Below are 23,409 nucleotides of genomic sequence, written 5' to 3'. Positions count from 1 at the left end.
ACGTGAAAACGGGACTCAGCCCTTGAAATAGACCACCTGATGCGTGGTCACCAGCAGCTCGCCATCGTGGCTCCAGAGTTCGGCATCCTGATCGAAGAAGCCGCGATGGAAGCGGTTGCCGCGCGCCACACCGAGCAGCTCGCGGGCGCCCTGCCGCGCCAGTGACTCGGCATCGGCATGGAAATAGGTGGTCAGGGTCACGGTGCCGGCCGGCATCATCTGCTGACGGGCCACGAACACGCGCGGGAAGAACACGTCACTGAGCGCCAGCAGCGACAGGAAATCCAGCGCACGGGGCGGCTCGTCGCGTACCCACAGCGTGGACTCGGAGGTCCTGCCGGTGACCGGCGGGGTCTGCGGCCCGATGCCGCCGGCCACCACATGCAGCGCGTAATGGCGCAGCCAGGGCGGAAAGAAGCCCTCGGTATCCAGACGAGGCACCTCGGTCACCGGCGGCACCGCCGGCATGACCAGCTCGGTGGCTTCCCAGGAACTGTCCTGGCGGGTCGCCAGCATCACCGTGCCGGTCAGTGCGACCTGCCCGTTCTGCATCACGCTGACCTGCCAGTGCTGGGTGCTGCGGGTGGCACGGGCAAGCTGGCTGCGCACCTCGAACGGCGCGTCGGCGAGCGCACTGGCAAAGTTGACGGTGACGCTGAGCGGATCGCCGCGCCGGGACGGATGCTGCAGCACGCCCTGCAGCACGGTGGCCGCCATGAGCCCGCCGAAGGGGCCGATCATGTTGGCGTAAAGGCCCTGGTAATGGCCGCTGAAAACCGCCTCGGTCTCGGCATGGGTGACCGGGGCAAGCGCCAGGGCGCGATCAAGCGAATGACTGGACATGGGCAACCTCGTCAGGCGTTGTGCGTGGACGGCGTGCCGGATTGAGGCTCGGCAGCCTGCTCCGGACGCAACTGGGGGCGGACTGCCGCAACCAGGCTGTGCAGCAGCTGGTCGCGGGTCTCGGGACTGGCCATGGCGCGTGCCAGCAGGATGCCGCCGAAGGCCTGGCACATCAGCGCCCAGGCCTGATCCGGATCATCCAGAACAGCGGCGATGCGGGCATGCAGGGTCAGCATGCCGCGCTCGAAGACCTCCCGCGTGGCCGGGTCGGCGCGGCCGATCTCGCCACCCAGCGACGGCACCAGACAGCCCAGCTCCGGATGCTCGGCATGCACGGGACTGAGGTAGCGACGCAGTGCCTTGAACAGCTGCTCCGGCGAATCCAGGCCATCGAAGGCGGCCAGTATCCAGCCCAGTTCCTGGCTGACGATGGCCTGCAGCAGATCGGCCTTGGAGCCGAACTGGCTGTAGAGGGCACCGGTGGTGACCCCGGCTGCCGTCGCCAGCGCATCCATGCCGGTATTGCCAAAGCCCTTCTGCTTGGCCAGCGCACCACTGGCCTGCAGCAGCTGGGTGCGCCGTGCCTGCTTGTGATCGGATGGATAGCGCATGTCGGTGCTCCATTGACTGTCCTCCGCCCCGACACGGGCTGAACAGCAATTGACGGTTAACCGGAAAATAACATAACGTTCGTTATCATAACAATCTTTACGTCATCACGCCGGAGACCGCCATGAGCGCCACGACCACCGCACGCGTCGAAAAATCCGCCTGCATCCTGTGCTCGCGCAACTGCGGCCTGGAGATCACGGTCGAGAATGGCCGCTTCACGCGCATCCGTGGCGATGACGATCACCCGACCTCCAAGGGCTACATCTGCCAGAAGGCGGCGCGACTCGATCACTACCAGAACCATGACGACCGCCTGACCCACCCGCTCAAGCGCCAGCCCGACGGCCGCTTCACGAAAGTCAGCTGGGACGAGGCACTGGACGACATCGCGCAACGCCTGCTGGCGATCCGTGACCAGCATGGCGGCGACGCCTTCGCCTTTTTCGGCGGCGGTGGCCAGGGCAACCACCTCGGCGGCGCCTATGGCGGCGGCCAGCTGCGCGTCGCCATGCGCAGCCGCAACAACTACAACTCGCTGGGCCAGGAGAAGACCGGCGACTTCTGGCTCAACGGCCGCCTGTTCGGCCACCAGACCTGTCACACCACCGAAGACGTCGAGCACGCCGACTACCTGCTCTTCATCGGCTGCAACCCGTTCCAGGCTCACGGCATCCCGAATGCCCGCGACACCCTGCGCGAGTTCCGCAAGGCCGGCGAACGCACCGTGGTGGTGATCGATCCACGCCGCACCGAGACCGCGAAGCAGGCCGACATCCACCTGCAGCTGCGTCCGGGTACAGACGCCTTCCTGATGAGTGCCATCCTCGCCATCATCGTGCGCGACAACCTGCATGACCGTGACTTTCTGGCCCGTCACTGCCACGGCTTCGAGGCCATCGAGGCTCAGCTGCGCAGCATTCCCGTCGAGGACTACGTGCGCCGCGCCGACGTGCCGCTGGCCGATGTCGAACGCGTCGCGCGCGGTTACGCCAGCGCCCGCCGCGGCTGCGTGCGCATCGACCTGGGCATCCAGCAAACCCTGCACACCACGCTCAACGGCTATCTGGAGAAGCTGCTGTATCTGGTCACCGGCCACTTCGGCAAGGCCGGCGGCAACAACCTGCACACCGCGCTGATTCCCATCCTCGGCCACACCGACGAGCGCAGCTCGAAGATCCGTCGCACGCCGGTGCACGGCATGTTTCCGATCGCCGGCATCCTGCCGCCCAACATCCTGCCCGACGAGATCCTCAAGGGAGGCGAGCGCCGCATCCGCGCCGCCTTTGCCGACAGCTGCAACCCGGTGCTGACCTGGCCGGACACGCCGGCGCTGACGGCCGCGCTGCAGTCGCTGGACCTGCTGGTGGTGGTCGATGTCGCCATGACCGAGACCGCGCGCCTGGCACACTACATCCTGCCCGCCGCGTCTCAGTTCGAGAAATGCGAGGCCACCGGGTTCAACCTGGAGTTCCCGGAAAACTTCTTCCACCTGCGCCATCCGCTGCTGCCGGCGCTGGGCGAGTCGCTGCCCGAGCCCGAGCTCTACACCCGCCTGCTCGAGAAGATGGGCGAGCTGCCGCGCGACTTCCCGCTGCTGCGCCGCATCGCCCGCCACGAACCGTCGGCAACCGCTCATGCCGGCTATCTGGCCGCCTTCGCGGCACGCATGCTGCGTGACAAGCGGCTGCTCGCCTACGCCCCGTCCATCCTGTACCGGACGCTGGGACCGGCGCTGCCCGAGGGGCTGGCTGCGGCCGCCCCGCTGCTGCCGCTGTGCATCCAGTTCGCCAACCAGCACCGTCAGGCCACGGCACGCGCAGGCCATGTCGGCAACCGTCTGACCCAGGGCGTGGCGCTGTTCCGCGCCATCCTGGAAAAGCGCGAAGGCACGCTGATCAGCATCAACACCTTCGACGAGGTCTGGGACCTGGTGAAGACGCCGGACCGGCGCGTACAGCTGGAGATTCCGGAAATGCTCGCGGAGTGGCGCGCACTGGTCGACGAGATTCCGGCCGAGGACAGCGAGTTCCCGTTCATCCTCGCCGCGGGCGAACGTCGCAGCTACAACGCCAACCAGATCTACCGCGACCCGGCCTGGCGTAAGGTCGATCCGCATGGCGCCCTGCGCATTCACCCCGAGGATGCCGCCGCGCTCGGCCTGCACGAAGGCGGCTCCGCCCTGTGCACCTCGGCCCATGGCGAAATCGCGGTGGTGGCCGAGTTCGACGACGGCCTGCGCCGGGGCATGGTCAGCCTGCCGCACGGCTACGGCCAGCGCTTCCGCGACAGCGCACCGATCGGTCCGGAGCTGAACCGGCTCACCGGCGCCGCTCACTGCGACCCGCTGTCGCGCACGCCCTACCACAAGCACGTGCCGGTTCGCCTGCGGGCAGTGGCGGCGCAGGACGAGGCCGTGCCGGCCTGAGCCGGCCGCTGGCGCTTCGGGAGACCGGCATGGCACTGACCGACAGCCACGGACGCGAGATCACCTACCTGCGTCTGTCAGTGACCGACCGCTGCGACTTCCGCTGCGTGTATTGCATGGCCGAGGACATGACCTTCCTGCCGCGTGCCGAGGTGCTGAACAGCGACGAGCTGGTGGCGCTGGCCGAGGCCTTCGTGGCGCTGGGGGTCAGAAAGATCCGCCTCACCGGCGGCGAGCCGCTGGTGCGTCCGGATCTGGTCGAGGTGGTGACACGGCTGGCCGCCCTGCCAGGGCTGGACGATCTGGCCCTGACCAGCAACGGTGCCCGCCTCGCCGGCCAGGCCAGCGCCCTGCGCGAGGCCGGCCTGCAACGCCTCAACATCAGCCTGGACAGCCTGCAGCCGCAGCGCTTCCGCGAGCTCACCCGCACCGGCCGTCTCGATGACGTGCTGGCCGGCATCGCCGCCGCCCGCGCTGCCGGCTTCCGGCGCATCAAGCTCAACAGCGTCATCCTGCGTGGCCGCAACGACGACGAGATCCTTGATCTGGTCGACTTCGCCCGTCGCGAGGGGCTGGATCTGGCATTCATCGAGGAGATGCCGCTGGGCCGGATCAGCGAGCATGACCGCGCCCTGACCCTGATGCCCAGCAGCGAGGTGCTGGCCACCATCGCATCCCGCCATGCCCTGCTGCCCAGCCTGGAGAACAGCGGCGGACCGGCACGCTATTACCGCATGGCCGACAGCGACAGCCGCATCGGCGTGATCTCGCCGCACAGCAACAACTTCTGCGCCAGCTGCAACCGCGTGCGCGTCACCGCCAGCGGCCGTCTGCTGCTCTGCCTGGGCCACGAGGAAGGCACCGACCTGCGTGCCTTGCTGCGCGGCCGGCCTGGCGATCGCGAAGCGCTGATGGCGGCGATCCGCGCCGCCCTGCCGGCCAAGCCCGAACGGCACCAGTTCACGCTCGACGAGCCACCGCAGGTCGTGCGCTTCATGAACATGACCGGCGGCTGAAGCCACTGGCGCCGCCCGCAGCGCCGCTCAGGCCGAGCCCCAGTCCTCGGGCGTGTTGAGGTTGCGGAAGGCTGCGGGATCATCCCAGGTGCAGACCTGCAGCGGCTTGTCATCGAGCCAGCCGAACACGCTGCGCCGCCCCTGATCGAGGTAGCGCCCGAGGTCGTCACGCCAGCGCGCCGGATGCAGCGCCATGCACAGGGGCTGCAGGCGCTCGCCATCATGGGCCACGGCAATGGTATCTTCGCCACTCAGCGCCGCCAGCAGACGCGCAGACAGATCAGCGGGCAGCCACGGCATGTCGCAGGGAATCAGCACTGCCGGCACGGTCGCGGCACCGTCATCCGCGGCCATGGTCGCCGCCAGCAGGCTTTCGAGACCGGCCAGCGGGCCGCAGAAGCTGTCGCGGTGATCCGGCACGGTGCCCAGGCCCAGACGGGCATAGTCCTCGTCATGCCGGTTGGCACTGATGCGCAAGCGCGGTGGCGCAAAGCGATCACGCAGATGGCACACCATGGGCCTGCCCTGGAACGCCAGCAGGCCCTTGTCGACGCCCCCCATGCGCTCGCCACGGCCACCGGCCAGAATCAGCAGCTGCCAGTCAGAAGGCGGCACCAGAGACGAGGAATTCAACATGAGCAATGACATCCTGACAGCCCTGACCGGAGGTGATCATGGCCTGTCATGATGAGCCGGGCATGCTGACCGTGGCAACCTGCCGCGAACGTCTGCTGAACACCGTGGTGCCCCTGGCGGGCAGCGAAACCGTCTCGCTGGCCCAGGCTGTCGGCCGCGTGCTGGCTGACGCGCTCAATGCGCGCATGGATTCGCCGCCGGCCGACAACTCGGCCATGGACGGCTACGCCGTGCACGCCGACGACCTCGCCAGCGACGCCCCGCTGCATCTGGTCGGCAGCAGTGCCGCCGGCCACCCCTGGACCGGTACCCTGCAGCCCGGCGAAAGCCTGCGCATCCTCACCGGTGCGGTGGTCCCGGCTGGTGCCAGCGCGGTGATCATGCAGGAGGACATCCTGCGTGAACCGGCAGACAGCACGCACATCCGCCTGGGCCGCGCGCTCTCGCCGGGCGAGAACATCCGCAGCCGTGGCGAGGACATAGGCGCCGGCGACGCGCTGCTGCCTGCCGGCCGCCAGCTCACGCCAGCCGACATCGGCCTGCTGGCCTCGCAGGGCATCGCCTCGGTGAGCGTGCGTCCGCGCCTGCGCATCGCCCTGCTCTCGACCGGCGACGAGCTGGTGCCGCCGGGACAGCCGCTGGCACCGGGCCAGATTCATGACAGCAACCGCGTCATGCTGCAGGCCGCCTTGCTGCAGGCCGGCTTCGAGGTGCTGGATCTGGGTCATGTGCAGGATGAGCTCGACGCCCTGCGCAGCCGCTTTGCCGACGCCGACCGGCTGGCTGACGCGGTCATCACCAGCGGCGGCGTGTCGGTGGGTGATGCTGATCTGGTGCGCCAGGTGGTGGGTGAGCTGGGTGACATCCGGGTCTGGAAGATCGCCATCAAGCCCGGCAAGCCCTTTGCCTTCGGCACCCTGCCGAACAGCCTGTTCTTCGGCCTGCCCGGCAACCCGGTATCGGCGCTGGTGACGCTGGAGCAGCTGGCCATGCCGGCCCTGCGCGCCTTGCAGGGCACGCGCTGGCAGCCGGCGTGGACGGTGTCGGCACGCCTGCTCGCACCGGTCCGGAAAAAGCCGGGACGCGCCGAATACCAGCGCGGCGTGCTGAGCCAGCGCGACGATGGCGCGTTCGAGGTGATGCCGCTGGCCGGACAGGGCTCCGGATTGCTGACCAGTCTGAGTCGTGCCAACTGCTACCTGGTGCTGGACCAGGATCAGGGACGCATGGACACGGGCGAGTCGGTGCGCGTACAGCCGTTCTGAGCAGCGGGAGGCCGTCGCCTACTGCCCCGGCAGTGGAAACCGGTCCGCCCAGCGCGCCGCCGCCGCCAGATCCTTGTCGCGGGCATCCACCCACTGCATGCCGCCGGCGCCTTGCACGCGCTTCCACAGCGGCACGCGGGTCTTGACCAGATCCATCAGGCAGCTGGCGGCCTCGAAAGCGGCTTCGCGGTGCGCCGAGGCCACGCCCACCAGCACGATGACCTCGCCCGGCGCCATCGCGCCGACGCGATGCCAGGCCAGCACCCGCTGCAGCGGCCAGACCGCCATGACCTGCTGCGCCAGCTCGGCCAGCACGCGTTCGCTCATGCCGGGATAATGCTCCAGCGCAAGCAGGCTGACATCGCCGCGCTCGTCTCGCACCAGCCCGCTGAACAGCACCACCGCCCCGCTCGCGCCGGCACTGGCGTGCAGCCAGTCGCTGGCCAGCTGGACCGGCAGCGCGTCGCTGCTGATGCGGGTATCGACCGACATGACCTCAGCCCCCGGTCAGCATGGGAAAGAAGGCCACCACATCGCCATCACGCAGCGGCGTGCCGGCATGGGCCATGACCTCGTTGACCGCCGCCAGCACCGGGCCGGACCCGGCGAAGACGTCGGCATAGGCAGCACCACGCGCCGCCAGGTGCTGACGCAAGGCCATCACGGTATCGACACCCTCCAGCGCCAGCGTATCCTGATCACGACCCAGCTGCTCGCGAAAGCGCGCGAAATAGAGCACGGTCACGGTCACGGTCAGCCCTCCCCGCCTGCGCTCGCAGCGGCCTCGTGACGAAACTCGCCGGACTTGCCGCCACGCTTCTCGAGCAGGCGCAGTCCGGTGATCTCCATGCCGCGATCCACCGCCTTGCACATGTCGTAGATGGTCAGCGCCGCCACCGAGGCACCGGTCAGCGCTTCCATCTCCACCCCGGTCGGCCCCTGCACGCGGCAACGGCAGACGATGCGCAGACTGGTGGCATCCAGCGCCGCCAGCTCGACCTTGACCGAGGTCAGCAACAGCGGGTGGCAGAGCGGAATCAGCTCGGCGGTACGCTTGGCGGCCTGGATGCCGGCGATGCGCGCCACCGCCAGCACGTCGCCCTTGGCATGGCTGCCCGACACGATCATGGCCAGGGTCTCGGGGCGCATGCGCACCAGGCACTCGGCCACCGCCTCGCGGTCGGTGTCGGGCTTGTCGGTGACGTCGACCATGGCGGCTCGGCCTTGGTCGTCGAGGTGGGTCAGGCGCTCGCCCATGGCGATCAGCCGCGCGTGGCGCAGAGCGCGCTCTGCTTCAGGTTGGCGACGAAGTTGCACGGCCGGGTGCGGCTGTCGAGCTGGGCGCGGATGATCTGTTCCCAGCCGGTGCGGCAGGCGCCGGTGGAGCCCGGCAGGCAGCAGATCAGGGTGCGGTTGGCGAGACCGGCCACGGCCCGCGACTGGATGGTGCTGGTGCCGATCTCGTCATGCGAGACGCGGCGGAAAAGCTCGCCGAAGCCGTCGATGGTCTTGTCGAACAGCACCGACACTGCCTCCGGCGTGCTGTCGCGGCCGGCAAAGCCGGTACCGCCGGTGGTCAGCACCACTGCCACCTGCGGATCGGCGATCCAGGCCGACACCGCCGCACGGATGGCGTAGATGTCGTCCTTCACGATGCGACGGTCATGCACCACGTGGCCATCCTGCTCCAGCGCCTGCACCAGGTAGTTGCCCGAGGTGTCGTTGGCCAGCTCGCGGGTGTCGGAGATGGTCAGCACGGCCACCGAGAGAGAGGCGGCAACGGAATCGGCGTGGGCATGGGACACGGCAAGAGCTCCTGGCAGGGAATGAACGCGCGACGGCGAGGAAGACAGGCCCTTATTGTGCCTCCGGCGAAGACATATAACGATCGTTATTTCATTGGCAGGCGGTGGGTACTGCCACACGTCCCGACCACTGACATGGCGATCATCAGCTATCTGCACCATATCTCTGGAGCCATCACGCGCTGCCAGCACAACCATGCTATATACTAATTGTATATAGCTGACACAGGAGTCATCCGCCATGACCAGTCATACCGGCTCAGTGTTCGAGAACAACCGTACCCAGTCCGTGCGTCTGCCTGCCGATACCCGCTTTCCCAGCGGCGTGCGCAAGGTCATCGTGCGCGTGCATGGCTGTGAGCGCATCCTGACACCTGCCGAATCGGCCTGGGACAGCTTCTTTCAGGCTACCGAGACGGTCAGCAAGGACTTTCTCAACGTGCGCGCAAGCCAGCATCAGTCCGAGCGCGAGTCGCTCTGATGCTGAAATACCTGCTCGACACCAATATCGCGATCTATGTGATCAAGCGCAGACCGGCGGCCATGCTCGATGTCTTCAATCGGCATGCCGGAAGAATGGCGATCAGCAGCGTGACTCTCGCCGAGCTTCTGCATGGCGCCGAGAAAAGCCAGCGCCGTGAACACAGCCTGGCCGTGGTGGAAGACTTCTCATCGCGTCTGGTGGTGCTCGACTACACTGCGAAAGCAGCCGCTCACTATGGCGACATCCGCGCCGATCTGGAGCGCAAAGGCACGCCCATCGGTGTCAATGACCTGCATATCGCCGGGCATGCCCGCAGCGAGGGACTGGTTCTGGTAACCAACAACCTGCGTGAATTCGAGCGCATCGACGGGCTGCGACTGGAGAACTGGGCAACCTGACACGACCCACCCTGCAGGCCTTGCCAGCCCGGGCAACGCCCTCTCACCCGCGCCGGTCGATATACTCGACATAGCCCCGGCCGCTGATTGCACGACCGTTGTGTCTGCCGTCGTAGTGATAGCCGCCGACGTAGCCTGAACCCAGACCGTAGGTCATTGCGGTGTCGACGGTGGCCGTCAGATCAAGCACGACCCGACCGCCGTCACGCGCAGTCCAGCGCATCACCTCAGGCAGCGACATGGCGACACCATCGGGTGCGATCGCCGGAGCGGACTGGCAGGACAGGACCTCGAAGTCGACATCGTGCAGGGCACGACCCGGGTCGCTGGCCGAGCGCAGATAGACCGCCGTCAGCAGCGGACGTGACAGCACCGTGGCGTGCACCATCAGCAGTTGCTGGCCATCGTCGAGATTGATGATCTGGTAGGTGAAGAAATCCAGCGGCAGCTTGGCCGCGAACGGCAGTGGCCGGTCACGCAGCAGATAGGGACTGGGACAGCACGCGTACTCGAAGGTGCAGGCACCGGCAATATCCTGGCGCTGATCACCATGACGCACGCTGCCCTGATAGCTGGCGTACAGGCTGAGGTGCTTGTAGATCGGGTTGTGCACGAACCACGACACGTGGTCACTGCAGGTCAGCACGATGTCGAGCGCGAAGTCGCCCCAGTGCGCCTGCACACGGTAGTCAGGGTAGCTCCCGGTGATCTCGACCTCCCGCCCGAAGCGGATGCGGCTGCCGTCGGCGGAGAAATCGCAGTCGCGAGCAATCGAATAACTGCCGAAATGCCCGGGATGGGTGGCTGCCGTGCCGCTGACCACGGTGGCATTGCAACGCGGGGAGTCGACCAGTGCGTGATCGGTGTCGAAGGCTCGCGCGCCCGGCGTACCGATCACCGACATGATCGAGAAGAACCGGTGCGGTGCCGGCAGATCGGGAATCATCACGCCGTAATGGGTCCAGCCAATCCGCCGCGAGTCGACATGCGGCAGCAGCATGCCGGGGTGCCGGAACGGCTTGCCGTTCTCGCGACCGGCTCCATCAAGCCGCGCAAACACGCTGCTCAGGCTGACCCTGCCACGCATGCCAGACATGCTCATATCTCCTTGCTCACTCCAGGTTTGGCAAAGGTGCCTGCCGCAAGGCCTCGTTGAGCTGGTCAACCGCCTCGACCCAGTCCGAATCCTGCTCCAGCGCTTCGCGCAGGAAGGCGGCCTGCGCCGTGTTCCAGAAAGTCGCCTCGGACAGCGAGGTGCCATGCGGCAACGGACTATGCGCCGCCACAAAGGCATTGATCTGCTCCGGTCCGGCTGGCAGACCGAGCTGAAGGAAGAGTTCACTCAGCAGATGATGGTTTTTTTCCATGTCCGTCTCCGCGATACCCGGTTCATGAAGTGTGCACACACTGACATGAGCGTCGCGCATCAGCACCTGCGCCGCAACACCCATTTCTGCTGTCGATGCCATGGCAGACGGACGGGCAGGCCATGACGCGCGCGCCCAAACAAAAAGGCCCTGACTTGCGTCAGGGCCTTTTCGTCAATGCTGGCGGAGAAGGAGGGATTCGAACCCTCGATACGGGCGAACCGTATGCCGGATTTCGAGTCCGGTGCATTCAACCACTCTGCCACCTCTCCAGCGGTCGCGAAATATAAACGTTTCGCGTCGTTCAACTCAAGAGCCGCGCACGCCGGTTGCCGAAAAAAGCAGCCGTCGCGCGTCGCGGATCAGTCCAGCGTCACACCCAGGCGGGCGGCGACTTCCTCGTAGGCCTCAACCACGCCACCCAGACCCTGACGGAAGCGGTCCTTGTCGAGCTTCTTGCGGGTTTCGCGGTCCCAGAGGCGGCAGCCGTCCGGCGAGAACTCGTCACCGAGCACGATCTTGCCGTGGAACAGGCCGAACTCGAGCTTGAAGTCGACCAGCAGCATGTCGCCCTTGAGGAACAGGTCCTTGAGGATGTCGTTGATCTTCAGCGTCAGCGCCTTCATCTCGGCCAGCTGCTCGGCCGTGGCCCAGCCGAAGGAGATGGCGTGCGCGTCGTTGATCATGGGATCGCCGAGGGCATCGTTCTTCAGGAACAGCTCGAAGGTCGGCGGGTTCAGAGCGATGCCCTCTTCCACGCCGAGGCGACGCACCAGGCTGCCGGCGGCAAAGTTGCGCACCACGCACTCGACCGGAATCATCTGCAGGCGCTTGACCAGCGATTCGGTGTCCGAGAGCAGCTTCTCATGGTGGGTGGGAATGCCGGCGGCCGCCAGCGTGTCCATGATGAAGGCATTGAACTTGTTGTTGACCATGCCCTTGCGATCGAGCTGCTCGACCTTCTTGCCGTCAAAGGCCGAGGTATCGTTGCGGTACAGGATGACCACGCGATCCGCGTCGTCGGTGGCGTAGACCGACTTGGCCTTGCCGGTGTAGAGCAGTTCGCCCTTGTTCATGTCAGATTCTCCGGAAATCGTTGATCAGGGCCAGCGGGCCTGCAGGGCGGGCAGCAGCGAGCGGCTGACGCGCACCGGCGCCACCGTGTCCTCGTCCTTCTGCACGTTGATGACGAAGGCCTCGGTGGCACGCACCATGCGGACCTGGTAGGCCTCGTTGTCGATGCTGACATCGACGATGCCCAGCGACTGGTTGCGATCCTTGATGATCACGCCGGCATTGGCCAGCGCGCGCCCCAGCTCGTCCCAGACGCGCTCGCGCGGACCGACCACGCGCAGCTCGGGCACGCCGTTGCCGTCCGTGCCGAGCTTGACCGGCGAGCGGCCCGGCGCGTTAGGCAGCGCCGGCAGCTCGGCCACGGCAACCTGTTCCATGCTGGGCGGGAACGGCGGCTGCACCGGCTCGGTGATGCGGGCATCGTTCGGGCGCTGCGGCGGAATCGGGTACAGCGGCTTGATCGGACGGGTGTTGACGCCCTCGGGCACGGCCAGCGGAGCACCCGGCTCGGCATGGACGTAGTCCAGGCTGCGGTCCCGCAGGAAGGAACATCCGGACACCAGCCCGGCGGCGACAGCCACTACCAGCAAATGACGCATCACAGCACTCCAGCAGCTTGCAGGGCGGCGCGCACGCGCGGGCGGGCGGCCTCGGAAAGGACGGTCAGCGGCAGACGGATGCCCAGGCCCATGCGACCCATTTCGGCCAGCGCCCACTTCACCGGAATCGGGTTGGACTCGATGAACAGCACGTCGTGCAGCTCGGCGCAGCGCGCGGTCAGCGCGCGGGCACGTTCGGCATCACCGGCCAGGGCGGCTTCGCAGGCCTGCGCCATGATGGCGGGCGCGACATTGGCGGTGACCGAGATGTTGCCCTTGGCACCGAGCAGGATGAGCTCGATGGCGGTGGCATCGTCACCGGAATAGACGGCCATGCGGTCACCCACCAGCTTGATCAGCTCCTGGCCGCGCTCGAGGTTGCCGGTGGCGTCCTTGATGCCGGCGATGTTGGGCACGCCGGCCAGACGCGCGACCGTGGCGTTCTGCATGTCGACACCGGTACGGCCGGGCACGTTGTAGAGGATCTGCGGAATCGCGACTGCCTCGGCAACGGCCTTGTAATGCTGGTACAGGCCTTCCTGGGTCGGCTTGTTGTAATACGGCGTCACCAGCAGCGCGGCATCGGCGCCCAGGCTGGCGGCAGCAGCGGTCAGTTCGATGGCTTCGCGGGTGGAGTTGGCGCCGGTGCCGGCGATCACGGCCAGACGCCCGGCGGCCACCTCGATCACCGTGCGCACCACGCCCAGGTGCTCGTCAACATCCAGCGTGGCGGACTCACCGGTGGTGCCGACCGCGACGATGCCGTGGGTACCCTGCTCGACATGCCACTCGACCAGCTGTTTCAGCGCCGCTTGATCCACCGAACCATCGGGGGTCATCGGGGTGGCCAGGGCCACCAGGCTGCCAAGAATCATGCGGCTCTCCACGCGGTAAGCGGACTAGGGAAATCAAGCCGCCAATGGTACTGGCCCTGTCTGGCCCTCACAAGGGCAATCCCCCGCCCGAGCCGGTCAGACCGGATCGTCACCCACTCCGGCCAGACGTGCGGCACGCCAGGCACTGGGCGTCTGCCCGGTCAGGCGCTGGTAGGCGCGGCTGAAGTTGGAGGCATCGGTATAGCCGAGCTCGTGCGCGATCTGCGTGATCGACAGGACCGGGTTGTCGAGCAGCGCCTGCGCACGCTCCTGGTGCACCTGGGCTCGCAGGGCACGGAAACCGGTGTTTTCCTGCACAAGGTAGCGGTCCAGCGTGCGCGGGGACAGGTTCAGGGTGTGCGCCAGCTCCTCCAGGGTGAGCAGGCTGTCGGCGGCCTCGCGCAGCATCATCAGCACCCAGGCCGACACGCGACGATCGGACACCACGTTGCGCACCAGCGTTCGGCAGCGGTTCTCGGCCATGCGCAAGGCGGCGGTGTCGGCCAGCTCGGGGCTGAAGTGCGCGATCTCCAGCGGATAGACCAGACGCAGGCCCGGCCGCGCCGTCCAGCCGAAATGGCAGCGCGCGCCCGGCATCAGCTCGGCATAGCGGGCGGCGTGCGGCGGCATGGCATAGGAGGCATAGAGCTCATACGGCGGCATGGCATTGCGCAGGATCTCGCGCAACTCATGGTGCACGGCCGAGGCGATGGCTTCCAGATGGAAGGTCATCACCAGACGGCTCATCGGCATCACCGGCGTGAACTCCAGCACCAGCCTGTCGTCCTCATGGCGACAGCTCATGCGAAACGACGGCAGAATGAGGCGGAAGAAGCGCGATGCGGTACGCAGGGCATAGTCGACAGTCGGGCTGCTGAGCATGGCGTAGCCGACCATGCTGTGCGAGCTGAGCTTGATCATGGCGCCGAGATCGAGCGCGATGTCATGGCGTATGCCCATGGCCACGGCGGCATCCACGAAGGCCTCTACCTGGCTCAGACGCAGGCAGGCATCCGGCTTAGCCAACAACCGTCGGGAAATTCCTGCCTTCTGGAGCAATGTTTCGGTATCGAAGCCCACAGCGTCGAGCAAATCGAATAACTTGGCGTAGTAGCGAACCGGAAGTTCCGGCACTTCAGTCGTCATGGCAACTCACCAGTCACGATGTCAGAAAGTGATAATATCATGTCAGAAAGTGACAGGATTTAGCGACACCACCAATTGAGAATGCGACATCCGACAATGAGAACATCAATGAACGACATCTCGTCGACACCCGCTCTGCGGGAGCCAGCCCAGAAACGCTCGCGTGAACGCATGCAGCGCGTGATGGCGGCTGCCGAGATGCTGCTGGTCACCGACAACCCCGAAACCATCACCATTCCGCGTCTGTCGCTGGCTGCCGATGTGCCGCGCACGGCCATCTACCCGTTCTTTCCGACCTCGCAAGCCTTGTTTGCGCACCTGACCGGCCTGCACCTGACCGGCATCATGGAGCGCATCACCGCCGTCGGCGAGCGTCTGCGCAATGCCGAAGTGGCCACCCTGGTGACCGCCTTCATTGATGAAGTCAGCGATTACTACAAGGATCACCCGGCCGCGGCCCGCCTGATTCTCGGCGGCCCTTACAGCCATGCCGAATACCTGGCTCGCGAACGCTGCAACGAACAGATCGCCATTTTCTTCCGCGAGCTGCTGGCACAGCGTGACACGCCGATCCACCTGCCAGACAGCCCGAACATCGCCATGCATGTCGTGGAAATCGCCTTCGCCATCATCAAGGCCAGCTATTTCCACACGCATTACATCAGTGCCGAGACCCGCCGCGAGGCGACTGTCATGGTGCTGGACTACCTGTCGCTCTGGCAGGCCCGTGCGGCCCGCGCCAGCAGCGAAGCCAACTGACCCCCGTCCTCGAGGTTCTCCATGAACGCGAAAGTCGATACCACCACCCTGAACACCGCCCCGCAAAGCCAGGGTGCCAACTGGAAGGATCCCAAGCGCTACCTGTGGCTGCTCAGCCCGGCGCTGCCGGTGATCGGCCTCGCCGCCGTCTCGGCCTACGCGGTGGCACCCAAGAAGCTGCGCGCGCTGTCCTGGGCCGGCCCGGCACTCGTGCACGGCATCATTCCGGCACTCGACCGCCTGATCGGTACCGACACCACCAACCCGCCGGAAGAAGTCATCGAGAAGCTCGAGAACGACAAGTACTACCAGTGGATCGTCAAGGCATTCATCCCGGCCCAGTACGCCACGCTCGCCCTGGCCACCTGGCTCACCGGCCGCCGCAAGGACATGCCGCTGATGGACTATGTCGGCCTGACCCTCACCGTCGGCGCCGTCAACGGCGTGGCCATCAACACCGGTCACGAGCTGTCGCACAAGCACGATGCCACCGACCGCTTCTTCTCGATGCTGGCCCTGGCCCCGACCGGCTACACGCACTTCGCCGTCGAGCACCCGTTCGGTCACCATAAGCGCGTGGCCACCCCGGAAGATCCGGCCAGCAGCCGCATGGGCGAAACCTTCTGGCAGTTCCTGCCGCGCACCGTGATTGGCGGCTTCAAGTCGGCCTACGAGATCGAGAAGCGTCGTCTCGAGCGCAAGGGCAAGAGCTTCTGGTGCCTGGAGAACGAGCTGCTGCAGGGCTGGGCCATGAGTGCCGGCCTGTTTGGCGCCCTTACCGTGTTCGGCGGCCCGCGCGCCGTGCCGTTCCTGGTCGGACAGGCTGCCTACGGCGCCTCCCTGCTCGAAGTCATCAACTACATCGAGCACTACGGCCTGAAGCGTCAGAAGGATGCCAAGGGCAAGTACGAACGTACCCGTCCGGAACACAGCTGGAACAGCAACGAGATCGTCAGCAACCTGTTCCTGTACCAGCTGCAGCGTCACAGCGACCACCATGCACACCCGACCCGCAGCTTCCAGGCCCTGCGTCACTTCGACAACACCCCGCAGCTGCCAGGCGGCTATGCCTCCATGCTGCTGCCGGCGTACTTCCCGTCATGGTGGTTCGGCATGATGGACCAGCGCGTGGTCGACCACTACAAGGGCGATCTGAGCCGCATCAACATGCAACCGGAAGCCCGCGAGGCCATCTACGCCCGCTTCGGCAGGCCGGCAGTCCTCGCCGATGATCCGGCCGAGTCGCTGCCCAACATGGTGGCGGCCGATGCGCTGACCGTGGGTGAGGAATCGAAGGCCTGACCGCCAGCGATTCAACCGCCTGACTGAAAAGCCCCGGTTCATCCGGGGCTTTTTCATGGGCGGCAAGGCATGCCCCGGTCAGATTCCGTGCGCCCTGATCCATGCCAGTGTGTCGGCAGCCACCCTGTCCCAGCCCGGCTCCCCGATCAGGAAATGCGCCTGCTCGGGATACACGTGAAAGTGGCAGCGCTCGCCATAGAGAGCGGCATTGCGACGACAGACACTGGCCGGCACGATGCGATCCCGGCCTCCCGCCAGACTCAGCAGCGGCACCCGATTGGCCTGGAAATCCACGCTGGCAGCCCCATGGGGCTGAAACGCAGCGAACACGATCTCGGCCGCCGCCTTGCCGGACTCATGTACCAGCCGTGCATGCTCGAGATCGGATGCCTGTCGATCGAGCACGTTGAACACCGCGTAATGCGCCTCCCACGCAGTGAGGCGATGAGGTTTCCTCCAGAAACCGGGGGTGCTGAAAATGCGGGCAGTACCCGGCAGCATCACTGGCCGGATCGGAAACACGCCGCGCGCCGGCGCGCTCGCCAGCATCACGGTGGCGCGGGACAGACCACGCGCTGTCAGCAGCTGAGCCAGCAGGCCGCCCATGGAGTGACCCACCAGGATAGGCAGCTCAGGCAAGGTGGCGATGAAATCGGCAAGGTCGTTGACGTAGTCACGCAGGCTGGTCGTGCCCAGATCAGGATGCGGCGCGCCCGGGGCATGATGACGCAAGGTGGGGGTGTATACCACGTGACCGGCAGCCTCGAACGGCGTCCGGAAGGTGTCCCAGATGCGGCCCTGGGACCACATGCCGTGAATCATCACCACGGGCGGACGTGCAGTCATGTCGACTCCCCTGTGTCAGGCGGCCACACCGCGTGGCCAGGAAGTCGTCGACGCTACCCGAGCAGCGGCCTCACTGTCGAGCGTCTGCTCAGCCCGTCAGCAGGGTGAAGCTGATCATCGCGACCGCGATCGCCAGGCAGCTGTAATGAAAGACGTACGACCCTGTCGGCATGGGAAAGCATCCTAAAGCCCTGTTTTCATTGCGAACAGTACGGCAGCAGGCAGCAAGGCTTCAGTGCAGTTTGTGCTGGCAGGTTGTGACGGCGTGTTACCCGGTGTCAGACAATCCGGTGACAAACCGTCACAGTCGTTACGCAGGAATGCACAGAAGCCATGACGGGTTACACAGTCGCCGCCACCCCGTCACACGGATACGGGGTGGCGGCGCCGTGTTACAGAACGGCCAGCCCCGAACGCGAGGGATCGATCAGGATCTTGGCATGACGCTCGGGATTGCCGAGCGCGGCAAAGGCCTGCTCGACACCATCCAGCCCCACCGTGCCGGTGATCAGGCAGCCGGCATTGACCTTGCCTTCAGCGAGCAGATGCAGCGCGTCGCGATATTCCAGCGGCGAGTAGCCAAGCACGAAGCGCAGCTCGATCTCCTTGTTGATGCCGATGGCAGGCTCGATGGTGTCAGCCTGCATGCACACCCCAACCACCACGATGCGCGACATCAGCGGCGCGCCGTCCATGAGCTGGCGCAACACGCCGGGCACGCCCACGCACTCGAAGATCACCGGACGCTTGGGCGCCAGGCCGGCCTTCTCGGCAACGCGCCAGGTATGCCACCACGGCACCGGCAGCATGCCCAGCTTCTCGCGGGTCGACACACCCAGCTCAAGCAGGCCGGCCATGGTGCCGATGTGGCCGAACTCGGCCCAGCTGGTGAACGGCGATGACTCGGCCGGATTGATCACCACGGTGGCACCGCACTGCTGCGCCAGCGCGCGCCGGCCGGGCGAGAAGTCGCTGGCGATGATGGTGCGCACACCGCGTGCCTTGAGCATGGCGATGACGCCCAGACCGACCGGTCCGCAGCCGATGACCACGGCCACGTCGGACTTGCGCACCTCGCTGCGACGCACTGCATGCAGGGCCACCGCCATGGGCTCGGTCAGTGCCGCCATGTCATCGCTGAGGCCGTTGGGAATCGCCTCCATCAACGGCTCCTGGACCACCACCCGCTCGGCATAGGCACCGTGCGACGTGGCCGACAGGCCGATCAGGTCAATGGCCTGGCCACGACGCAGCATGGGCACGGCACAGACGCGCGTCCCCACCGGCAGCTTGCGGCGACTGCCCTTGCCATGCTCGAGAATCTCGCCGCAGAACTCGTGACCGAAGACGATGGCGTCCTTGCTGGTGGGAAATCCCGGCAGGCCGACGCGCAGCGACAGCGCCGACATGTGGTCACAGTGATGCCGCAAGTGCAGGTCGGAACCGCAGATGCCGCAACGCAGCACCTTGAGCAGCACCTGCCCCTTCTGTGGAACCGGATCCGCGATCTCGCGCACCTGCAAGTGCTCGTTCTGGCAAACCACCGCTCTCATCAATTTTCTCCTTGCTCAACGCACCGGGTGCGCGGCCATGAAATCCAGCAGCAGGCGATTGACCTGCTCCGGCTGATCCAGCTGCAGCCAGTGGCTGGCGCCCTGGACGCGATGATAGCGCCATCCGCCACTGACCATGGCCTCGCTGCGTGTCATCTGGCTTTCGGTCAGGTAGCGATCACCGTCACTCCAGACCCCCATGACCGGCATGGTGACCGGTGGATAATCGCGGCGCAGCATCAGCGGACCGATGTTGGCGCGGTAGAAGTTGATGGCGGCGGTCAGGCGCCCCGGTGCCTTCAGGCGACGGGCCCAGTGCTCGACCTCGGGGTGATTGCCGAGCAGACGTCGCCCCAGCGCCCACTCGCGACCGCTCATCAGCAGCTCGCCGAGGCCACGCACCTGGAACACGGCGGCATACCAGCCCATGAGCTTCTGCTTGATGCCATCAGTGGCATAGGCGCGCGGATGCCCCACCGAGAGCGCGGCATAGGAGCGCACCAGGGCCGGATGCGCCATGGCGAACTGCCAGGCGATCACCGCCCCCAGGTCGTGTCCGACCAGATGCACCTCATCCAGCCCCAGCGCCGTGATCACGGTCTGCAGATCCTCGATCTGATAGGCAAGACGGTAGTCCGACACGCGTCGCGGCATCGAGGACTCGCCACAGCCACGCATGTCCGGCACCACCACCCGGTAGCCGGCCTGCACCAGCGCCGGCACCTGATGACGCCATACCGAATGATCATCGGGAAAGCCGTGCACCAGCAGCACGGCCGGACCGCTTCCAGCCGTCCAGACCGTCAGCTTGGCACGTTCGACGGCGATCTGCTGAGGGATGAGCGTGGTGTCCATGACGAGATTCCTGTGGCGACGAGACTGGCTGGAACCTTAGCAGAACCGTCTGTCGCGACGACGAGGATCAGACGGAAGCATGCGCACGCCAGACAGGTGCGTGGTGCGTGTCCACGTGACAGACCGCGTGCCGCCTCCCTAGGATGAGGTCATGACGAGGAGTCTTCCCATGCCCATGCGCCATGCCCTGCCCTTGCTGCTTGCGTCACTGTGCCTGCCGGCACACGCCGAGCGCGTGCTGCGCGACATCACCTACACGCCGCCGGGCTGGCCTGCGGCCTTGCAGGCCGATCTGTACCGGCCAGCCGGAGCCGGACCGCATCCGGTGGTGCTGATGGTGCATGGCGGTGGCTGGCGCAGCGGCAGCCGCCAGGACAGTTACGTCACCCAGCTGTGTCAGGCGCTGGTCAGGGCAGACATGGCCTGCCTGTCAGCCAGCTACCGGCTGGGTGAACTGGGCCGGCATCCTGCCCCCCGGGACGACCTTCAGCAGGCATTGCGCTGGCTCACCCGCGAAGGCCCGGCACTCGGTCTGGATGCACAGCGCGTCGCGGCCTGGGGCTACTCGGCCGGGGCCCATCTGGCGGCCCTGCTCGGCACCCGACCGACTGACGATCCCGATGCGGCACGGGTGCGCGCCGTGGTCGCCGGCGGCATCCCCGCCGATCTGCGTCTGTGGCCGGACTCGGCGATGGTCAACGCCTATCTGGGTGACTCGCTGTCGGCGCAACCGGCGCGCTGGGCAGACGCCTCGCCGGTGACCCAGGTCACCTCCGCCAGCGCTCCCTTCTATCTTTATCATGGACGCCTGGATCGCCTGGTCGAACCGACGCAGGCCGAACGCATGCAGGCGGCGCTGCACGCGGCCGGGGTGCCGGCAACGCTGCGCTGGCTGCCGCTCAAGGGCCACATCACCGCCGCGCTCTTCCCCGGCGCGGTGACAGACGAAGCCATCGCCTTCCTCAGGTCGCAGTTCGCGGCGCCAGCCCCCTCTGTCGCAAGGCAGACCCTGCCATCTGCCGAATGACCGACCAGGCGCGTCCTCCGAAAGCCCATGCTGTGCTGATTGCCGGCACTGACCATGCCGCATGGCACTTGCGCGCAACCACCAACCGATCAATGATCAGGAGACCCACCCGGAATGAACACCATGACGACCATCGGCACCCCGTTGATGTGGTCCTGTTTCGCCCTCTTCGTTGTCGTGGCGCTGATACTCGACTTCTTCGCCCTGAACCGCCAAGGCGCGCACAAGGTGTCCATGCGCGAAGCGGGCATCTGGTCCCTGGTCTGGGTCGCTGTGTCCTTCGTGTTCGTGGGCTGGCTGTGGTGGATGCTGGGCGGCACCGGTGACGATGCCGCGGTCAAGGCCGTCGCCGACACCAAGGCCATCGAGTTCATCACCGGCTACCTGATCGAGAAGGCGCTGGCCGTCGACAACGTCTTCGTGTTCCTGATGCTGTTCACCTATTTCGCGGTGCCGGCGGAGTACCAGAAGCGCGTGCTGATGATCGGCGTGCTGGGCGCGCTGGTGCTGCGTGCGGTGATGATCCTCGTCGGCGCCTGGCTGATCGCCACCTTCCACTGGATCCTCTACGTGTTCGGCGCCTTCCTGGTGTTCACCGGCATCAAGATGTGGTGGGCAGCCGGTCAGGAACCGGATCTCGACAACAACCCCGCCCTGCTCTGGCTGCGCCGCAAGGTGCACATCGCGCCCGACTTCGACGGCGAGAAGTTCTTCACGATGCACCAGGGCATGCGCGTTCTGACACCGCTGGCCGTGGTGGTGCTGCTGATCGGCATCGTCGATGTGGTGTTCGCGGTCGACTCGATACCAGCCATCTTCGCCATCACCACCGACCCCTTCATCGTGCTGACCTCGAACGTGTTCGCGATTCTCGGCCTGCGCGCCATGTACTTCCTGCTCGCCGGCGTGCACGAGCGCTTCCACCTGCTCAGCTACGGCCTGGCCATCGTGCTGGTGTTCATCGGCACCAAGATGCTGCTGATCGACATCTACAAGATCCCGGTGGTCTGGTCGCTGTCGGTGACCGCCAGCATCCTTGCCGTGACCATGCTGCTGTCGCTGGCCATCCCGGCACGCGGCAAGGCCACCGGCGCCTACCCGTTCGCAGCGAAGAAGGAAGAGACGCGTCCGGAATGATCGAGAGCGCCCTGATCAGGCGGTGGCAGCAGCGCTGCCTGATCAGGATGCCGGCAGGGCACGCCAGATGCCGACCACCCCGACCAATATCCAGAACACGTTGAGCACGGTGTAAGCCGCGTCGCGCTTGAGCCAGGCGCACCAGGACAGCAGGGATCGCGATGCCCCCTGCCAATGTCAGGTGGCGAATGTTACCAACACCCAGCCACTGACCACGATATGGCCAAGCGTGATGATCACGGACAGACCATGGAGCAGATGAAAGCGCTGACTAGCACCCGTGTCGGATGCATGGTTGATGGCAGGCATCAGGAATTGGCGCGTCGGCCAGGTGGTCACGGCAATGGTCAGCAACAGGCCAGCCGCCATGCTCGACAGGGGCATGGCAGCGAGCGCCGCAATGGCCGCCGTTGCCATCACCAGCAGGTAGAACGGGGGGAACGCGGCACGAATCAGGCGACGCGCTTCCGCCACGGGCAGCACGGAAAACAGGAAGGCGGCCAGTCCTCCGGCAAACAGGGTCATGCCACCGAACAGCAATGCCGTAGCCAGTACGGCAATGACTTCAGAAACCTCAACGATGGTCGACATGATGCCGCTCCCGGAATCCGACTGCGTGCCGTCTAACCATGCAAGCCTGCCGGATCACCCGCGCAGCTGAATGCGCGCATGGTCGGCTTGATGATCAAGATGTGTCACCAGCTCGCGCGGCAGACTGAGCTTGTTCGCCAGCACATCCAGGTAGATGCGCTCGGCAGGATGATCCACGTCCACGGCTAATCTGGACACCAGATAGACCTCTGCAGCCTGCTCGACACCATTGACCGCGGAAACGAGTGCGTCGATATCCGTTGCCTGGCTCAACGCATCAAACACGAATGCCTTGCTTTCGGCATCCAGCGACATTTTTTCAACCCGGTCAAAGATCGTCTTCATTTCTGCGGCATCGACATGGCCATCCGCTTTTGCGGCTGCGATCATGGCATTGATCATGACCAGCTGAAACGGTTGTCCATTCCGGGTTTTCATGGCGGCGGGCTGGAAGGTGTGGTCAACCTGCACGATATCCTCAGCCGTCACCACCGGCGCCGCAGCCACCTCTCTGCCCTGCTGCCAGCTCTGGTAAGCCTTGTAAGCCATGGCACCGGCAGCGGCGGCGCCGCCGTAGCCGACAACACCGCCGGCCATCTTTCGGGCCTTCTTGTTTCCCAGCAGCAAGCCGAGAATGCCGCCTGCCAGCGCCCCGCCACCGAAGCTGCCAAGATCGAGGGAGCCTGATGCCGACGGGTTGCTTGCCTGCGTTTTACGCGTCGAGTCTGACGATTTCACGCCCAGAAACTGTTCGAGCAGATCATTGGGATTCATTGAAGGTCACCTGATTCATG

At 65.9% G+C, this 23,409-nt stretch carries 27 protein-coding genes and 1 tRNA gene; 9 read left to right on the top strand and 19 right to left on the bottom strand.

Translation table 11 applies throughout. The annotated features are described in order from the left end of the window. Positions 1-15 precede the first annotated feature (15 nt). Both F595_RS0104215 and F595_RS12675 read right to left on the bottom strand, forming a co-directional pair. Positions 16-843 carry a thioesterase family protein gene (locus tag F595_RS0104215; protein ID WP_022955623.1) on the bottom strand — a complete coding sequence of 276 codons (828 nt, stop codon included), beginning with the start codon at positions 841-843 and terminating at the stop codon, positions 16-18. An 11-nt stretch (positions 844-854) separates the two neighbouring features. Then, a complete protein-coding gene (locus F595_RS12675; RefSeq protein WP_022955622.1) occupies positions 855-1,454 on the bottom strand; it encodes a TetR/AcrR family transcriptional regulator in 600 nt (199 codons plus the stop codon). A gap of 122 nt (positions 1,455-1,576) precedes the next feature. Between F595_RS12675 and F595_RS12670 the strand changes: the two genes are divergently transcribed. Further along, positions 1,577-3,880: a molybdopterin-dependent oxidoreductase gene (locus tag F595_RS12670; protein ID WP_022955621.1), complete on the top strand. Its 2,304-nt coding sequence runs from the start codon at positions 1,577-1,579 to the stop codon at positions 3,878-3,880. 29 nt (positions 3,881-3,909) lie between these two features. Then, positions 3,910-4,896, top strand: a complete 987-nt coding sequence (gene moaA / locus F595_RS0104200; RefSeq protein ID WP_022955620.1) for a GTP 3',8-cyclase MoaA — start codon at positions 3,910-3,912, stop codon at positions 4,894-4,896. A 27-nt stretch (positions 4,897-4,923) separates the two neighbouring features. Here moaA and mobA read toward each other — a convergent pair whose 3' ends face one another. Beyond that, positions 4,924-5,532: a molybdenum cofactor guanylyltransferase MobA gene (mobA, locus tag F595_RS0104195; protein WP_022955619.1), complete on the bottom strand. Its 609-nt coding sequence runs from the start codon at positions 5,530-5,532 to the stop codon at positions 4,924-4,926. A gap of 38 nt (positions 5,533-5,570) precedes the next feature. Here mobA and moeA point away from each other — a divergent pair, with 38 nt between their 5' ends. Beyond that, on the top strand, positions 5,571-6,797 hold the full coding sequence (gene moeA, locus F595_RS0104190; RefSeq protein WP_026913216.1) for a molybdopterin molybdotransferase MoeA: 1,227 nt from the start codon (positions 5,571-5,573) through the stop codon (positions 6,795-6,797). Between the two features lie 18 nt (positions 6,798-6,815). On the opposite strand, the gene F595_RS0104185 is transcribed toward moeA, so the two are convergent. The 4 genes from F595_RS0104185 to moaB are packed head-to-tail and all read right to left on the bottom strand — an operon-like array spanning position 6,816 to position 8,602. Further along, positions 6,816-7,289: a molybdenum cofactor biosynthesis protein MoaE gene (locus F595_RS0104185; RefSeq protein WP_040568127.1), complete on the bottom strand. Its 474-nt coding sequence runs from the start codon at positions 7,287-7,289 to the stop codon at positions 6,816-6,818. Between the two features lie 4 nt (positions 7,290-7,293). Continuing rightward, positions 7,294-7,548 carry a MoaD/ThiS family protein gene (locus F595_RS0104180; RefSeq protein ID WP_026913214.1) on the bottom strand — a complete coding sequence of 85 codons (255 nt, stop codon included), beginning with the start codon at positions 7,546-7,548 and terminating at the stop codon, positions 7,294-7,296. A gap of 2 nt (positions 7,549-7,550) precedes the next feature. Next, the gene (gene moaC / locus F595_RS0104175; RefSeq protein WP_022955617.1) at positions 7,551-8,054 is read right to left on the bottom strand and encodes a cyclic pyranopterin monophosphate synthase MoaC; all 504 of its coding nucleotides are present in this window, start codon (positions 8,052-8,054) and stop codon (positions 7,551-7,553) included. Between the two features lie 5 nt (positions 8,055-8,059). Continuing rightward, positions 8,060-8,602, bottom strand: coding sequence for a molybdenum cofactor biosynthesis protein B (gene moaB / locus F595_RS0104170; protein ID WP_022955616.1), 543 nt, complete (start codon positions 8,600-8,602; stop codon positions 8,060-8,062). Between the two features lie 241 nt (positions 8,603-8,843). On the opposite strand from moaB, the gene vapB reads away from it, so the two are divergent. Together vapB and vapC are read left to right on the top strand one after the other, a co-directional pair. Continuing rightward, entirely contained in the window at positions 8,844-9,083 is a 240-nt protein-coding gene (vapB, locus tag F595_RS0104165) for a type II toxin-antitoxin system VapB family antitoxin (protein WP_022955615.1), read from the top strand. Next, positions 9,083-9,484 (top strand): type II toxin-antitoxin system tRNA(fMet)-specific endonuclease VapC, encoded by a 402-nt coding sequence (gene vapC / locus F595_RS0104160; RefSeq protein WP_022955614.1) that lies wholly within the window; start codon positions 9,083-9,085, stop codon positions 9,482-9,484. Before vapB ends, vapC begins: the two co-directional genes overlap by 1 nt. Positions 9,485-9,527: 43 nt before the next feature. Here vapC and F595_RS0104155 read toward each other — a convergent pair whose 3' ends face one another. The 7 genes from F595_RS0104155 to F595_RS0104130 form a co-directional block, all read right to left on the bottom strand. Further along, positions 9,528-10,580 carry a DUF6670 family protein gene (locus F595_RS0104155; RefSeq protein WP_040568169.1) on the bottom strand — a complete coding sequence of 351 codons (1,053 nt, stop codon included), beginning with the start codon at positions 10,578-10,580 and terminating at the stop codon, positions 9,528-9,530. Between the two features lie 16 nt (positions 10,581-10,596). Beyond that, positions 10,597-10,953 carry a DUF2789 domain-containing protein gene (locus tag F595_RS12665; RefSeq protein WP_322782713.1) on the bottom strand — a complete coding sequence of 119 codons (357 nt, stop codon included), beginning with the start codon at positions 10,951-10,953 and terminating at the stop codon, positions 10,597-10,599. 79 nt (positions 10,954-11,032) lie between these two features. Next, a tRNA-Ser gene (locus F595_RS0104150) sits at positions 11,033-11,123 on the bottom strand. A 90-nt stretch (positions 11,124-11,213) separates the two neighbouring features. Next, on the bottom strand, positions 11,214-11,927 hold the full coding sequence (gene purC / locus F595_RS0104145) for a phosphoribosylaminoimidazolesuccinocarboxamide synthase (RefSeq protein WP_022955611.1): 714 nt from the start codon (positions 11,925-11,927) through the stop codon (positions 11,214-11,216). 24 nt (positions 11,928-11,951) lie between these two features. Beyond that, positions 11,952-12,524: an outer membrane protein assembly factor BamC gene (bamC, locus tag F595_RS0104140; RefSeq protein WP_022955610.1), complete on the bottom strand. Its 573-nt coding sequence runs from the start codon at positions 12,522-12,524 to the stop codon at positions 11,952-11,954. Next, positions 12,524-13,399: a 4-hydroxy-tetrahydrodipicolinate synthase gene (gene dapA, locus F595_RS0104135; RefSeq protein ID WP_022955609.1), complete on the bottom strand. Its 876-nt coding sequence runs from the start codon at positions 13,397-13,399 to the stop codon at positions 12,524-12,526. Before dapA ends, bamC begins: the two co-directional genes overlap by 1 nt. 96 nt (positions 13,400-13,495) lie before the next feature. Continuing rightward, positions 13,496-14,545 carry an AraC family transcriptional regulator gene (locus tag F595_RS0104130; RefSeq protein WP_026913212.1) on the bottom strand — a complete coding sequence of 350 codons (1,050 nt, stop codon included), beginning with the start codon at positions 14,543-14,545 and terminating at the stop codon, positions 13,496-13,498. A gap of 108 nt (positions 14,546-14,653) precedes the next feature. Between F595_RS0104130 and F595_RS0104125 the strand changes: the two genes are divergently transcribed. Both F595_RS0104125 and F595_RS0104120 read left to right on the top strand, forming a co-directional pair. Continuing rightward, positions 14,654-15,304 carry a TetR/AcrR family transcriptional regulator gene (locus tag F595_RS0104125; RefSeq protein WP_022955607.1) on the top strand — a complete coding sequence of 217 codons (651 nt, stop codon included), beginning with the start codon at positions 14,654-14,656 and terminating at the stop codon, positions 15,302-15,304. Between the two features lie 21 nt (positions 15,305-15,325). After that, positions 15,326-16,606, top strand: coding sequence for an alkane 1-monooxygenase (locus F595_RS0104120; protein ID WP_022955606.1), 1,281 nt, complete (start codon positions 15,326-15,328; stop codon positions 16,604-16,606). Positions 16,607-16,684: 78 nt separating this feature from the next. On the opposite strand, the gene F595_RS0104115 is transcribed toward F595_RS0104120, so the two are convergent. The 3 genes from F595_RS0104115 to F595_RS0104100 all read right to left on the bottom strand — a co-directional run bounded on the left by F595_RS0104115 (position 16,685) and on the right by F595_RS0104100 (position 19,860). Further along, the gene (locus tag F595_RS0104115) at positions 16,685-17,452 is read right to left on the bottom strand and encodes an alpha/beta hydrolase (RefSeq protein WP_022955605.1); all 768 of its coding nucleotides are present in this window, start codon (positions 17,450-17,452) and stop codon (positions 16,685-16,687) included. 392 nt (positions 17,453-17,844) lie between these two features. Continuing rightward, entirely contained in the window at positions 17,845-19,005 is a 1,161-nt protein-coding gene (locus F595_RS0104105) for a zinc-binding dehydrogenase (protein ID WP_022956247.1), read from the bottom strand. 15 nt (positions 19,006-19,020) lie between these two features. Then, positions 19,021-19,860: an alpha/beta fold hydrolase gene (locus F595_RS0104100; RefSeq protein ID WP_040568122.1), complete on the bottom strand. Its 840-nt coding sequence runs from the start codon at positions 19,858-19,860 to the stop codon at positions 19,021-19,023. A 169-nt stretch (positions 19,861-20,029) separates the two neighbouring features. Here F595_RS0104100 and F595_RS12660 point away from each other — a divergent pair, with 169 nt between their 5' ends. Further along, positions 20,030-20,887 carry an alpha/beta hydrolase gene (locus F595_RS12660; protein WP_022955604.1) on the top strand — a complete coding sequence of 286 codons (858 nt, stop codon included), beginning with the start codon at positions 20,030-20,032 and terminating at the stop codon, positions 20,885-20,887. A 114-nt stretch (positions 20,888-21,001) separates the two neighbouring features. After that, positions 21,002-22,024: a TerC family protein gene (locus F595_RS0104090; protein ID WP_022955603.1), complete on the top strand. Its 1,023-nt coding sequence runs from the start codon at positions 21,002-21,004 to the stop codon at positions 22,022-22,024. Between the two features lie 177 nt (positions 22,025-22,201). On the opposite strand, the gene F595_RS0104085 is transcribed toward F595_RS0104090, so the two are convergent. Beyond that, complete coding sequence (locus tag F595_RS0104085; protein WP_022955602.1) at positions 22,202-22,615, bottom strand: DUF4149 domain-containing protein; 414 nt, start codon at positions 22,613-22,615, stop codon at positions 22,202-22,204. A 54-nt stretch (positions 22,616-22,669) separates the two neighbouring features. Beyond that, complete coding sequence (locus F595_RS0104080) at positions 22,670-23,389, bottom strand: tellurite resistance TerB family protein (RefSeq protein WP_022955601.1); 720 nt, start codon at positions 23,387-23,389, stop codon at positions 22,670-22,672. Positions 23,390-23,409: the final 20 nt, after the last annotated feature.

The sequence above is a fragment of the Perlucidibaca piscinae DSM 21586 genome (genome assembly GCF_000420045.1).
Taxonomy (GTDB): domain Bacteria; phylum Pseudomonadota; class Gammaproteobacteria; order Pseudomonadales; family Moraxellaceae; genus Perlucidibaca; species Perlucidibaca piscinae.
The sequence above is the reverse complement of the archived record's forward strand: the minus strand, read 5'-3'. Positions and strand labels throughout refer to the sequence as shown.

What these genes read in the sequence shown, in the direction of transcription:
- F595_RS0104215 (WP_022955623.1), bottom strand. Translation starts at nt 843, where the DNA reads ATGTCCAGTCATTCGCTTGATCGCGCCCTGGCGCTTGCCCCGGTCACC.
- F595_RS12675 (WP_022955622.1), bottom strand. Translation starts at nt 1,454, where the DNA reads ATGCGCTATCCATCCGATCACAAGCAGGCACGGCGCACCCAGCTGCTG.
- F595_RS12670 (WP_022955621.1), top strand. Translation starts at nt 1,577, where the DNA reads ATGAGCGCCACGACCACCGCACGCGTCGAAAAATCCGCCTGCATCCTG.
- moaA (WP_022955620.1), top strand. Translation starts at nt 3,910, where the DNA reads ATGGCACTGACCGACAGCCACGGACGCGAGATCACCTACCTGCGTCTG.
- mobA (WP_022955619.1), bottom strand. Translation starts at nt 5,532, where the DNA reads ATGTTGAATTCCTCGTCTCTGGTGCCGCCTTCTGACTGGCAGCTGCTG.
- moeA (WP_026913216.1), top strand. Translation starts at nt 5,571, where the DNA reads ATGGCCTGTCATGATGAGCCGGGCATGCTGACCGTGGCAACCTGCCGC.
- F595_RS0104185 (WP_040568127.1), bottom strand. Translation starts at nt 7,289, where the DNA reads ATGTCGGTCGATACCCGCATCAGCAGCGACGCGCTGCCGGTCCAGCTG.
- moaC (WP_022955617.1), bottom strand. Translation starts at nt 8,054, where the DNA reads ATGGGCGAGCGCCTGACCCACCTCGACGACCAAGGCCGAGCCGCCATG.
- vapB (WP_022955615.1), top strand. Translation starts at nt 8,844, where the DNA reads ATGACCAGTCATACCGGCTCAGTGTTCGAGAACAACCGTACCCAGTCC.
- vapC (WP_022955614.1), top strand. Translation starts at nt 9,083, where the DNA reads ATGCTGAAATACCTGCTCGACACCAATATCGCGATCTATGTGATCAAG.
- F595_RS0104155 (WP_040568169.1), bottom strand. Translation starts at nt 10,580, where the DNA reads ATGTCTGGCATGCGTGGCAGGGTCAGCCTGAGCAGCGTGTTTGCGCGG.
- F595_RS12665 (WP_322782713.1), bottom strand. Translation starts at nt 10,953, where the DNA reads ATGGCATCGACAGCAGAAATGGGTGTTGCGGCGCAGGTGCTGATGCGC.
- purC (WP_022955611.1), bottom strand. Translation starts at nt 11,927, where the DNA reads ATGAACAAGGGCGAACTGCTCTACACCGGCAAGGCCAAGTCGGTCTAC.
- bamC (WP_022955610.1), bottom strand. Translation starts at nt 12,524, where the DNA reads ATGCGTCATTTGCTGGTAGTGGCTGTCGCCGCCGGGCTGGTGTCCGGA.
- dapA (WP_022955609.1), bottom strand. Translation starts at nt 13,399, where the DNA reads ATGATTCTTGGCAGCCTGGTGGCCCTGGCCACCCCGATGACCCCCGAT.
- F595_RS0104130 (WP_026913212.1), bottom strand. Translation starts at nt 14,545, where the DNA reads ATGACGACTGAAGTGCCGGAACTTCCGGTTCGCTACTACGCCAAGTTA.
- F595_RS0104125 (WP_022955607.1), top strand. Translation starts at nt 14,654, where the DNA reads ATGAACGACATCTCGTCGACACCCGCTCTGCGGGAGCCAGCCCAGAAA.
- F595_RS0104120 (WP_022955606.1), top strand. Translation starts at nt 15,326, where the DNA reads ATGAACGCGAAAGTCGATACCACCACCCTGAACACCGCCCCGCAAAGC.
- F595_RS0104115 (WP_022955605.1), bottom strand. Translation starts at nt 17,452, where the DNA reads ATGACTGCACGTCCGCCCGTGGTGATGATTCACGGCATGTGGTCCCAG.
- F595_RS0104105 (WP_022956247.1), bottom strand. Translation starts at nt 19,005, where the DNA reads ATGAGAGCGGTGGTTTGCCAGAACGAGCACTTGCAGGTGCGCGAGATC.
- F595_RS0104100 (WP_040568122.1), bottom strand. Translation starts at nt 19,860, where the DNA reads ATGGACACCACGCTCATCCCTCAGCAGATCGCCGTCGAACGTGCCAAG.
- F595_RS12660 (WP_022955604.1), top strand. Translation starts at nt 20,030, where the DNA reads ATGCCCATGCGCCATGCCCTGCCCTTGCTGCTTGCGTCACTGTGCCTG.
- F595_RS0104090 (WP_022955603.1), top strand. Translation starts at nt 21,002, where the DNA reads ATGAACACCATGACGACCATCGGCACCCCGTTGATGTGGTCCTGTTTC.
- F595_RS0104085 (WP_022955602.1), bottom strand. Translation starts at nt 22,615, where the DNA reads ATGTCGACCATCGTTGAGGTTTCTGAAGTCATTGCCGTACTGGCTACG.
- F595_RS0104080 (WP_022955601.1), bottom strand. Translation starts at nt 23,389, where the DNA reads ATGAATCCCAATGATCTGCTCGAACAGTTTCTGGGCGTGAAATCGTCA.